Origin of the sequence: Psychrobacter sp. UBA6291 (assembly GCF_002439405.1) — a bacterium.
Taxonomy (GTDB): domain Bacteria; phylum Pseudomonadota; class Gammaproteobacteria; order Pseudomonadales; family Moraxellaceae; genus Psychrobacter; species Psychrobacter faecalis.
Genome location: NZ_DJUD01000014.1, coordinates 98,613 through 111,132, shown reverse-complemented (window position 1 = coordinate 111,132; position 12,520 = coordinate 98,613). Strand labels below are relative to the sequence as shown.

Annotated in this window: 9 protein-coding genes; 1 reads left to right on the top strand and 8 read right to left on the bottom strand. The window is 44.3% G+C overall.

What is annotated here, in order from left to right; translation table 11 throughout:
• Positions 1 to 32: 32 nt before the first annotated feature.
• The 7 genes from B3R91_RS01980 to B3R91_RS01950 form a co-directional block, all read right to left on the bottom strand.
• A complete protein-coding gene (locus tag B3R91_RS01980; RefSeq protein ID WP_286796230.1) occupies positions 33 to 1,154 on the bottom strand; it encodes a ribonuclease Z in 1,122 nt (373 codons plus the stop codon).
• 68 nt (positions 1,155 to 1,222) lie between these two features.
• Positions 1,223 to 1,492, bottom strand: a complete 270-nt coding sequence (locus tag B3R91_RS01975) for a hypothetical protein (RefSeq protein ID WP_200662422.1) — start codon at positions 1,490 to 1,492, stop codon at positions 1,223 to 1,225.
• Positions 1,493 to 1,584: 92 nt separating this feature from the next.
• The gene (locus B3R91_RS01970) at positions 1,585 to 2,253 is read right to left on the bottom strand and encodes a glutathione S-transferase (protein ID WP_286796227.1); all 669 of its coding nucleotides are present in this window, start codon (positions 2,251 to 2,253) and stop codon (positions 1,585 to 1,587) included.
• A 240-nt stretch (positions 2,254 to 2,493) separates the two neighbouring features.
• Positions 2,494 to 3,564, bottom strand: a complete 1,071-nt coding sequence (gene rarD / locus B3R91_RS01965; RefSeq protein ID WP_286796225.1) for an EamA family transporter RarD — start codon at positions 3,562 to 3,564, stop codon at positions 2,494 to 2,496.
• 267 nt (positions 3,565 to 3,831) lie between these two features.
• The gene (gene rarD / locus B3R91_RS01960) at positions 3,832 to 4,902 is read right to left on the bottom strand and encodes an EamA family transporter RarD (RefSeq protein WP_286796224.1); all 1,071 of its coding nucleotides are present in this window, start codon (positions 4,900 to 4,902) and stop codon (positions 3,832 to 3,834) included.
• A gap of 196 nt (positions 4,903 to 5,098) precedes the next feature.
• Positions 5,099 to 7,864 (bottom strand): DNA gyrase subunit A, encoded by a 2,766-nt coding sequence (gene gyrA / locus B3R91_RS01955; RefSeq protein ID WP_286796222.1) that lies wholly within the window; start codon positions 7,862 to 7,864, stop codon positions 5,099 to 5,101.
• A 421-nt stretch (positions 7,865 to 8,285) separates the two neighbouring features.
• Positions 8,286 to 9,923 (bottom strand): alpha/beta hydrolase family protein, encoded by a 1,638-nt coding sequence (locus B3R91_RS01950; RefSeq protein ID WP_286796221.1) that lies wholly within the window; start codon positions 9,921 to 9,923, stop codon positions 8,286 to 8,288.
• Between the two features lie 292 nt (positions 9,924 to 10,215).
• Between B3R91_RS01950 and B3R91_RS01945 the strand changes: the two genes are divergently transcribed.
• Positions 10,216 to 11,010, top strand: coding sequence for a methyltransferase domain-containing protein (locus B3R91_RS01945; protein WP_286796240.1), 795 nt, complete (start codon positions 10,216 to 10,218; stop codon positions 11,008 to 11,010).
• 9 nt (positions 11,011 to 11,019) lie between these two features.
• Here B3R91_RS01945 and B3R91_RS01940 read toward each other — a convergent pair whose 3' ends face one another.
• A complete protein-coding gene (locus tag B3R91_RS01940) occupies positions 11,020 to 12,519 on the bottom strand; it encodes an ABC transporter ATP-binding protein (RefSeq protein WP_286796219.1) in 1,500 nt (499 codons plus the stop codon).
• Between the last annotated feature and the right edge of the window lies 1 nt (position 12,520).

Below are 12,520 nucleotides of genomic sequence, written 5' to 3'. Positions count from 1 at the left end.
TTTTTAGAACACCACCAAAATTTGTTGTTATGTTATTCTTTATGGTCGCGTGCAGAGCCTAGATACTGTACGCGGCTCCCTTCTTCTGCGCTTACTAAGTCCGCTGTGCCATTCACCATATATTGATCAAAGTCAGCGGCTAACCATAGATTGCCTTGATAAGCACTTTGGGCATCCAAGCGGATATGCGCCATATTGGGCGTATCACTGTGAGGATTATCAAAGCTTTGATAACGGGCGCTAAAATGGGTCAAAATTAAATTTTTAACGCTGTTTTCTTGGGCAAATTGACCGACCAATTGCGCGCTACTGTGCATCGGATCAAAGTCTGGGTTTTTTGCCTGAATCTTATGTAACACATCATGAGTATATGTGGCTTCGTGTACCAACAAATCGGCATCGACTACCGCAGCACTTAGGCACTCTGGCGTATCGTTATCGCCCGCCACCACAACTTTTGTGCGCTGACTATTATTATCGACGTAATCGGCTGAATAAAGTGTGCGTCCGTCTTCGGCTGCGACATCTTTGCCTTGCTGCAACTTGCCCCACAGCGCGCTTGCTGGAATACCATCGGCTGTCAATTTATCGGTATTCAGCGTACGGCGGCTGATGGTTTGATTGATAGCAAAGCCATAAGAGGCCACGCGATGCGATAAAGGATAAATACCTATCGTCAGCTGCTGCTGATTGTCTAGTGTAATCGTTACTTGAATTTTGTTTTTATCGTCTGATTCAGAAAGCAAATCTTCTATCGCCATAAAGTTGATAACAAATGGAAAATATAGCTCTGTCGTCAAAGTTACCGCTTCAAGCAACGTGGCGATTGCTTTTGGCGCAACGATGATTAACGGCTCACGGCGCCCTGACATTGCCGCACTCGCAAGCAACCCCGGCAGACCATAACAATGATCGCCATGCACATGAGTGATGCAAATGGCTTGGAGCTGATGTAGAGATAACTTAGTATGTAAGAGCTGCTGCTGTGTGCCTTCGCCGCAGTCAACCAACACCCAAGGCCGTGATTTTTTAGATTGAGTCGTGTTTTGGATGTTTGAGGCATAGGGATTAAGAGACTCAACAGCTAATGCGGTGACATTACGCTGCTTGGTTGGCACGCCCGCTGAGGTGCCCAAAAAGGTAAGCTTTAACATAGGCAAACTCTTTATCTAAATACTTTTTATAGCGACGTTTTTATAGTGATGTTTTTATAAAGACGACTTTATAAAGACTGGCATAGCATGGTTCTTTGACCCTCAATCATTTTACCGCCATTAGCCGTACATTCATTTACCATATTGGATTCATAGGATTTCCAACCACCATAAAAGCTTGCAAGACATAGGAGTACTACCAGCAGCTTTTGTGACCACGCTTTGATAGAGACTTGCTGGCTATTTTTATTTTCTTCAGCAGCATTTATAGTTGGTTCCGTAGTTAAGCTTGTATCAGCATTGCTATGCCGGTTGTTTGTTTTATTTAAGTCTGTCATTTTTTATCCTAAAAAAGGTTTTGTCTGTAAATAAACAAAACCTTTATTTTAATATAAATTCAGTCATTTATTAATGATGAAGTGTGCTGCATCTAAAATTTTAAACGCCCGCCTTTTTCTTCTGCACGTTTAAAGGCGTCGCGCTCTTCACAGCGTTTTAGCCAGTTTAAGATATTGGCATATTTACTGCTATCTAAACCTGCTCCCGCATTGGCACCGACGACCGCAAGATGCATCTGAATATCCGCGGCACTGAACTCTGCGCCTGCAAACCAATGATTATCTTGCAGATGTTGCTCCATCATGGCGAGCATTGTATCCAAACTTTTGCTAATCATGCTTTTCTCGACCTGATTGCGAATACTTTTGCTCACAGGTTTGATCAGCATCGGCGATTGCTCAACCACTTTGGTAAAGACCAGACGCATGACCAATGGCGGCATGAGTGATGCTTCTGCAAAATGTAGCCAAAACGTATAAGCATCCCATGCCGCTTCATTGTCATCAGCAGGCTTAAATTGATGTTCTTTATCATAATGCTTAAGCAAGTACTCAATGATAAATCCCGACTCGACGAGCGCACGGTCGTTTACCTCTAATATGGGCGCATGACCGAGCGGATGTACTTGTTTTAAACTGTCTGGGGCGCGGTAAGCCTTGTTGCGCTCATAACAGGTTAATTTATAATCGAGTCCAAGCTCTTCTAATAGCCATAAAATACGAAACGAGCGTGAATTTGCTAAATGATGAAGATGTAACATAAACCATCCTAGTTATAATTTGAATAAGCGATAATTTTAAATAAGACCTATATTAATAGGCTACGCCTGCCTTCAGACTTCATTTTTGTAACTCGTCAAGCATCATTGAGCAAGGCGACCTTATTGTCGATAATAGCGCAATTAATCGCCCTTTAATACAGAAACTATGTAGAGCAATAAGGAAAAATATAATGAAAAACAATGCTTGCTGAGTCTAATTGAGAGCCTTTATAGCAAAGCTTACTTAGCATGTAGCTCTTCGATTTTGCGCGTCATCTTATCTATTTTTTGCTGGTACTTTCTGATTTTACGAAACCGATGGGCAATCAAAACCCCTTTGATGCGGCGATTTTTTAGGCGGCGGCGCGGCGGGAAACTGCCGACTTGTGGCTCATTGTACGCTTGCAGGCGGTCGTGACGCTTACGTGTCAAATAACCAAGCGCACTATCAGCAATCATAATCAGCAGCGCGATGACAATCATGCCATACATAAACAGCGAGCCGCCGTCATTGATACTTTGGTGCAAAATAGTAATGGAAAATATAAATAAAAATATCGGCTCAAGGTAACACAACGTACCAAATAGCGATACGGGTAGCTTTTGGCTGGCAACCATGGTCAGCGCCATCGCCGCTGTACTAATAATACCGAGTAGCGGCAATAGATACCAAAACTTATCGGTCGCGAACGCCAGCTCAAAACCACCGCTTAAGTATAATACCACCAACACCACCGGCGTTAATAACACCAAATCCGAGATAAGTCCGGTGATGGGCGGTACGGCAAGCTTACGCCGCAACAAATAATAAGGCGGATAACCCAGACAGACAAATAAAGTCGCCCAAGAAATAGCGCCATATTGCCACACATCGTAGCCAATACCGAGCGCCGCACAAATAGTCGCAAGCCATTGCAGCAAGCTCATGTCTTCATTATAAAAAAAGCGCCCCACGACAATCATAATCATCGGGTATAAAAAGTAACCTAATGTCACCTCCAATCCCAAATCATTGACCGGCGCCCACATAAATATCCAGATTTGCGCACCCAAAATCGGTGTGGGAATGATAAATAAAAACCACTCTTTGGCCGTCTTTAAGGTTTTTAGATAATCAAAAATATGCTGCCATTGTTTCAGCGCACTGACCAGTAGCACCAAACTGAGTAGCATCATCAGTACGCGCCAAGAAGCGACTTGCGTCCCTGATAACGGCTGCATCAACAGACCAAATAAAAACAAACCTGCATATAAAAAATTTGCTGCGATTGCAACGATGGTGCCTTGCGACGTTTGATTGGTGAGGAGCATAACAACTGCCTTTAAAAATAAGCGCACGTCCTTGGCAATTTTGAAAAAAACAAAAGCCTCAGACGCGAACGTCGGAGGCCTTTTGTCTATCAGCTCTATTGTTGATAGAAATTTTTATCTATCCTGTCACTAAATAAAATTAAGATAAACGCTTGTGTATCTCATGCTCAGCATTATGTCAAAGTCGGCATAGATACGCAATACAATGGCTTAACCCGTCTGTTCATTTTAAAATCCAGTTTATTCATTTGACATACATGTGAGGATTTATTTGCTATCAAGCTGCTCGATTTTACGCTGTATGCTATCGAGCTTCCTTTGATAACGACGCATCTTACGAAAACGATGTGCGGCTAACACCCCGTCGATACGGTAGTTTATCAAGCGGCGACGCGGCGGAAAACCGCCCACTTGTGGCTCGCGGTAGCCGTGCAAATGGTTGTCGCGGCGGCGGCGAAGATAACCCATGACACTATCAGTAATCATAATAAATAACGCCAGCGTAATCATACCGTACATAAATAACGAGCCGCCTTCCTCAATGCTTTGGCTTAACACGGTAATGGATAACACAAACAATAGCATCGGCTCTATATAGCTTAGCGCACCAAATAACGAGACAGGTAATTTACTACTTGCAATCATGGTCAGGGACATCGCAAGCGCACTAAACGCGCCAAGCAGCGGCAATAAATACCAAAACTTCATATTTTGTGCCGCCACGCTAAAGCCGCCACTGCTATACAGCATAATAAGTACCACTGGCGTCAGCAAAGTTAAATCTGACAACAAACCAGTAATCGGCGGTACGGCAAGCTTACGCCGCAGCAGATAATAAGGGGGATAACCTAAACAGACAAACAAGGTAACCCAAGAGATGGTGCCATATTGCCAAATATCATGACCGATACCTAAAGCGGCCAACAGGGCCGCTAGCCACTGTAGCGCGCTCATATGCTCATGGTAAAAAAAGCGCCCCAATATGATCATCACCAGCGGCAATAAAAAATAGCCCAAAGTGACGTCAAGACCAAAGCCATTGACCGGCGCCCACATAAATAGCCAAATTTGCCCACCCAAAATTGGCGTTGGTAAGATAAATATCAGCCATTCTTTTGGCGTTTTTAAGGTTTTTAAATAATCAAAGACATGTTGCCACTGCTTAGTAAAGCTGACCAATATAAGCAAACTCAACAGCATCATCAATATGCGCCATGATGCTACCTGCGTCCCTGACAATGGCAGCATAAATAACCCAAACAAAAACATCATCGAGAATAAAAAACTCGATGATATTGCGGCTAACGTTCCCTGAAAAGTTTGATTGGTCGTAAGCATAACAACGGCCTTAAAAAATAGCGCTTAATAGATATTATTTATCATAAGTGTATAGAAGCTAAGCATGCAAAGTTAAAGGTTAAAAAACACGCTATAAGGATAAACAGCGCTCAGAAAAAAGCCTCCAACGATGACGTCAGAGGCTTATTCTAGAGCAGTATTACTCACTAAACTAAAAAGCTAACAACTGATATGATTACTCGTCATCGTCGGTGTTTTCATTTGCGGTATCAGTCGACGTTTCGTCATCTAACGTATAGTCATTGGCAATATCGATAACATCATTGATATCGGTCGTCGCGCTGTTGCCAGTTTCGGTATCAATATCGATTTGTTCTTGACCCTCTACGCCAAAGGTACCATCTTCTTTCATCGCCTCGACCAACTCGTCGTCGCCCTCTTCGTTCTCAACGCGCGCCATGGCCACCAGTTTTTCATCTTTTGACAGACGAATCAAGGTAACGCCTTGGGTATTACGACCCGAGCTTGCAACTTGTTCTACCGGCGTACGAACTAAAGTGCCTTTATCAGAGATTAAGATAATATCGTCTTCAGGCTCAACCTTGGTCGCCCGAACCAAGGCGCCATTACGGGCGCTGGTTTTGATAGCAATGACACCGCCACCGCCGCGATTTTGCGTATTAAACTCTTCGACAAAGGTACGTTTACCAAAGCCGTTTTCACAAGCGATAAGGATTTCGCGCACATCATCTTCGATAACCACCAGCGATTTGATAAATTCATCGGCGGCCAGACGCATACCGCGCACACCTTTAGCAGTACGACCCATCACACGCGCATCGTTTTCATCAAAACGAATGGCTTTACCGCTCGAAGCAAATAGCATCACTTCTTGACTGCCATTGGTAATACGGGCGCTAACCAATTTATCATCATCTTCTAGGCCAACAGCAATCAAACCGTTCGAGCGAATATTGGCAAACTGCTCAAGCTCAACACGCTTAACCGTACCATTTGCCGTGGCAAAGAAGACAAAATGCCCGCTCACATCCGCGGTATTTTGCGGTATTGGCAATATCGTGGTGACCGTTTCATCAGCATTTAAACCAATCAAATTCACTAGCGGACGACCACGCGAACCGCGGCTGGCAATCGGCACTTCAAAACCACGTAAGCTGAACACTCGGCCTGTGTCGGTGAAACACAATACCGTTGCGTGCGTTGAGGTCACGACCAAATGATCAATCACATCGTCTTCTTTCATCGCGGTTGCAGATTTGCCTTTGCCACCACGTTTTTGTGCCACATAATCGTCAATTGGCTGCGTTTTTGCATAGCCCGTACGCGACACTGTCATCACAACGGTTTGCTCTGGGATCAGATCTTCACGGTTAAAATCCATACGGGAATCAATGATATCGGTACGACGCTCATCACCGAAGTTTTCACGAATCTCAATCATCTCATCAGAGATAATGGTCATTAATTTATCAAAATCACCAAGAATTGACTCTAAATGAGCAATTTCACGTAATAAATCTTGGTATTCTTCGGTCAATTTGTCTTGTTCAAGACCCGTCAGGCGATGCAGCTGCATGTCTAAAATGGCATTGACCTGCTCAAGTGATAAGCGATAGCTTTCTTGATTGTCAATCAAACCAAACGGCGCTTTTGGGTCTTCGCCTTCGATGAAGTCTGGACGTACCGACTGACTACCTGCCGCGGTTAGCATCGCAACGACGCTGCCTGAACCCCACGTATTATTGAGTAAATTTTCACGAGCAAGGCCGCGGTTTGCAGAGGCTTTAATCGTCGCAATAATCTCGTCAATATTGGCTAGGGCAACGGTTAAGCCTTCAAGCAGATGACCACGAACGCGGGCTTTATTAAGCTCAAAAATAGTACGACGCGTCACCACTTCTTGACGATGACGGACAAAGGCGGCGATTAACTGACGCAAAGTCAATAGTTTTGGCTGACCGTTATCGAGCGCCACCATATTGATACTAAAGCTAGATTCGAGCGGCGTTTGCAAGAACAAGTTATTAACGATCACTTCTGCCGTTTCACCGCGTCGCAAATCGATAGCGATACGCATACCGTCTTTATCAGACTCGTCACGAATTTCAGTAATACCTTCGATTTTTTTGTCGCGTACCAGCTCAGCAATACGCTCAATCAATTTGGCTTTATTGGTTTGATAAGGCACTTCAGTAAAGACAATGCGCTCACGGTCACGGTTGACGCCCGTATCGCTCATTGGCTCAATGATATAGCGACCGCGTACATGCAAGCGGCCTTTACCCGTGCGATAAGCGTCTAAAATACCCGCTCGACCATAAATAACACCGCCAGTAGGAAAGTCAGGACCTGATATATGCGACATCAACTCTTCGGCAGATATTTGCGGGTTTTCGGCATACGCTAAACAGGCATTAATCACCTCTGTCAGGTTGTGCGGTGCCATATTGGTCGCCATACCAACCGCAATACCGGTTGCGCCATTGACCAATAAGTTTGGAATACGCGCTGGCAAGACGCTTGGCATGCGCTCAGAGCCATCGTAGTTGTCTTCCCAGTCGACCGTATCTTTATCCAAATCCGCTAGCATTTGATGGGTCAGCTTGGTCATACGCACTTCGGTATAACGCATTGCCGCCGGTGGATCATCATCAATCGAGCCAAAGTTTCCTTGACCATCAACCATCGGATAACGCAAGCTAAAGTCCTGCGCCATTCGTACAATCGCATCATAGACAGCACGATCACCATGCGGGTGATATTTACCGATGACATCACCGACCACACGTGCTGATTTCTTATAAGGTTTGTTATAATCATTGGACAACACATGCATCGCATACATCACACGGCGGTGCACTGGCTTAAACCCATCACGCACATCAGGCAGCGCGCGCGAGACGATCACGCTCATCGCATAATCCAGATAGGACTGCTTTAATTCATCCACGATGGCAATAGGACTGATCGAGTCGCTCATATACACTCCTTTATTCACATTTTTTTCTAGTATTTGGCTCGGTTAAAAACGCTGATAGTTGTACAAAAATAAAGGCGCTAAAAAGCGTCAATATCCATGATGTACAGACTATAAAAGCGTTATCAAACAGGCTAAATAATAGGAAAATGGCGATACGGTTTTTGTTAAAAATAACGTTTAATTAAAGAAGCTATTTTAACACATTTTTGTCTATTTAGGGGATTGTAGATGCTATTAAAATCAAGCAAAACAGCTGATTAGCGCTCGTTTTTATCTTTAGTGATAAGGATAAAAACGACTTTAATAATTGGGCATTGTCTTTGCTGTTTTTAAAGGCTATTTCATAAAAAAACTGCACCCAAAGGATACAGTTTTTCGTGAGTAAGGCTACAGCTATTAGGACATTTAATTACAAAGCAGTTTAAACAGGTTTGAACTCTTGATTAAAGAACTCACGCGTAGCCTCAGTACAGGCTGGACTGACCAAATCACCGTGATAGTTGGTATAGAATGCCAATAGCGCCGCGACGCCTCCGTTGGGATCTGCATCGTCTTTGACTTTTTTCACACTATTACTAAAGTTGGTTTGTACTTTTTTGACTACATCGTTGACTTTCCAAGGGTTCATTGACGCTTGCCCAATGATAGTCAACGTTTGATAATCTGGGCGATCTGCTTCATTGTCTTTATCCACATCCAAAACCGTAATATTAAGTTTCTTAGCAGGATTTTTAGCCACTTCGGTCTGTATGAGTTTTACCATCGAGCCGGTATTGGTATCGAAATAAACCGTTGGGTCTTGGTTGCCGCCACAAATAAACGTTGGCATTGTAGGCACGTAACCACGTAAGTCATTATCCTTAAGCGCCTTACGCAGATTATTTTGCGGATTAGCAGCCGGTAAATTATTACTATTAGCTAATGTTAAACCATCAGGATTTTTTTGCGTATCTGCCACATAAGCCGCTCGGAAATCCGTTTTAATCAGATAATCGGTATCATCGTAGCCACCCAAGATAGAAAACAGCTTACCTGGTGATAGACCTGCCAGCCTTGGATCGCTAGGATTCTTTTGGAATAAAGCATTGTTAGGCAGCTTACCTGCTTTAACCAACTCGCCAAATGGGGTATTACTAGGCAACTGCGCGTCAGCATATTTATCCAAGAATATATCTGATTTTTTGCTATAGATATTGCCGTATTTTGCCTGTAAACCGATACCTAGTAGCGGGGCAAAGCGCGATGCGCCAATATTGACATTACCACTAAATATTTCATCACCAAATGCCGCTAGCGCATAAGGCCCTGATGACGGCGCAATAGCGGTTACGGGTTCATTTTTATCTTGTAAAGCGCGTGCGGTGGCCATAGTGACATAACCACCTTGCGAGTAACCGGCGATAAACAGCTTACCTGAGTCATCAATTTTGCTGTAATTGGCATCATTGGCGCGTTTTTTGCGTTCGATAATGCTGCGCGCGCTGTCTAGGGCATCGACCATGTCGGTCGACTGCTGCTGGGCAACCAAATAAGGATGGTAATCAAGTTTTGATTCATCGTAGCCTGCATAGTTAGGTGCGACGACGATATAACCTTGGGCGGCAAAGTTTGCGGCGATTAAGTTTGCTTCTCCTACTGCTGGATTTTTAGCATTGCCGACTTGGGCAAAGTCATAGCCTTTATCCGTTGTCGTGCCATGCGCGTATAATAAGACAGGACGATCACCTTTACATTCGGCTGCGTCGCCAGTCGGTAGCATCAAAGCGGCTGTAGCATTGGTATCTTCATCGGCAGCGCCTTTGGTATCATAGCTGACTTTTTCTATGGTAACACCGCACTTAGCTACAGGCGTTGCTGTACTTCCCAGACCAAAACTACTATTGATATCGTTTGCTGTAAAGGTTTTTATAAATTTGGCGCTAACAGACGGCGCTGAAACGTAATGATCATTATCATCGTCATTACAACCAACAAGTAATAAGCTACTGGCAATCGCTAGCGATAATAGACCACGCGTCATGGCGGGTTTGTTTATAATAGAGGTATTGGGTAAGACCATGATTGCTATCCTTAGCAGTGATAATGCAAAAAATTGCCTAAAATCCTAGGCAGTGGATAAATGTAGTTTAATTAAAATAATTTAATAAAAATTATGGCTGCAACCCTACTATTTATACGCTAAAACCCTATTAAAATCCAATAAAAAAGTTATAAAAACCATTTCAAATACTTTAGATAAGATAGAGTCCGTAATGACACAAAAAGAGAGCCAAGCAAGCAATTCATCCATTCATCATGCAACTAGCCAGCCAAGCAAACAAGCCATCACAGCGCCCATTGCACAATCTGATATGCGCACAGACCGCAGCTTTGACGCGATTGCCGATCACTTTGAAAAAAAGGTTTATGGCGGCTTAAAGGGCGACATTCGTCTAGCCGTATTGCGCCGTGATATTTTTGCCTATTGTGCGCAGATGAGCCAAACACTTGGGCGACCGTTACGTATTCTAGATGTCGGCGCAGGACTTGCACAAATTGCCATTGAGCTTGCTACTCAAGGACATACGCTGGTTATCAATGATATTTCAGCCAATATGCTGGAGAAAGCGCAAGCAAACGCTGAAAGCGTCGAAAAGGATTTAGATATTAGGTGGTATATTTGTCCATATCAAGCGCTTGAAGAAAAGCTCGCGAGTAACACAGAAAAGTTTGATTTGATTATGTGTCATGCGCTGCTTGAATGGTTGGCAGAGCCTGCTGCGGTGATGAATTTTTTTGATAAGCACTTGAGCGCAAATGGCGCGCTATCGCTGTGCTTTTATAATCCGGCAAGTTTTGATTATCGCAATCTTATCATGGGTAATTTTAACTTGTTAGATAACGCGGATTATAAAGCGGACAATAAAAAAAGCCTCACGCCAAATCATCCGGTCGCCAAAGAAGAAGTAGAGACTTGGTTAAAGGCGCATGCGTATAAAACGATAGCTGCCAGCGGTTTACGGGTATTTCATGATTATGCGCCGCTAAAGCGCGGCGGTCATAACGACCCTAATGCCGTTATACGCATGGAGCTGCGCTACTCACAACTCGAGCCGTATAAATGGCTTGGGCGCTATCTGCATATAATGGCGACTCGCCAGGCCTAGGCTTGCTGGTTATTTAACGTCTTCCACGCGCTCGGATCTATCATACTCTGACCAGGTGGTGGCATTGATGTCTTTTTCATCAAACACCACCACATGCTCGAGGATAGGCAAGATACCAATTTGCGAGCCAATCTCATGGTTATGATGACTGGCAACGAGGGACAATACGGTTTGACCGTCAGCAAGCTGTAAGCGATATAGATAGTTTGCGCCGCGAAAGACGCGTCCGACGACCAAGGCCGTCTGCGTACTTTCATCGTCATGGACGATATCATCAGGACGCACCAATACTTTAATCGGTGTGCCGTTCGGATAGTCATATTCGCAGTACAGCGGCTGCCCCAACTCATCATAGACTTCCATACGCCGATAAATATCACCAAGCGCGGTTTCGACATGACCTTCTTTGATGATGCCATCTATCATTGCCCCCTCGCCGACAAACTCAGCGACAAACGGACTGACCGGCTCATGATATAGCTCACTTGGCGTCGCCCACTGGACCAATTTACCTTTATCCATGACCCCGACTTTATCCGCTAAAGCAAAGGCTTCGTTTTGATCATGGGTGACCAAAATAGCGGTGGTATTGGTACGTTTAAGGATATCACGCACGCTCATCGCCAGTGATTCACGTAGCACCACATCCAAGTTAGAAAACGGCTCATCAAGTAGCAAGAGTTTAGGCTTTGGTGCCAATGCGCGCGCCAATGCCACCCGCTGCTGCTGGCCGCCCGATAGCTCACTAGGACGTTTATCGGCATGTTCCGTCAATTCGACAAGTGCTAGCATTTCTTTAATACGCGCTTTTTTATCGGCCGCCGACCATTTATTAAGACCAAAAGCGATGTTTTTTGCCACGCTTAAGTGTCCAAATAACGCATAATCTTGAAACACCATGCCCATACCGCGCTTGGCTGGCGCGACCGCAAATTTGGTGCGCGCTGTCTGCTCGGTGAGACGCTGATTGCTTAAGCAAATTTTACCGCCACGACTCTGCTCCAACCCAGCAATCGCCCTTAACGCCGTGGTTTTACCGCAGCCGCTATAACCCAAAAAACAGCCTATTTCACCTTGCTGTAAATCTAACGATAAGCCATTCACGATAATCGTATCGTCATAGCCAACGATTAAGTCCTGCACGCTAAAGTAAGCGTCATCAGCACCGGTGTTGTTAGTCGATGCTTTAATAGCTTGGTTATCTTGCGATTGGCTCTGTTCTGCCGTTTCTTGATTTGAGACAGACTGATTTATAACGCTTTGATTTAAAGTGCTTTGGTTTAAAGTGCTTTGGTTTAAAGTACCTTGTTTTGATATGCCTTGTTTTAATATATTTTGTTTTGCTGTATTTTTAGGCAAGCCTTTATCCGCTTGCAGCTTTGCTACTTGAGCTTTGGTTAATAACGTTGTCGGTGGTTTTTTCACATGCTCCGGTCTTGGCTTGCCGCCCACCTTGACGGATTTAGACGCTGCTGGATTGGTTGAATCGTTCATCAAGTCAGTATACATA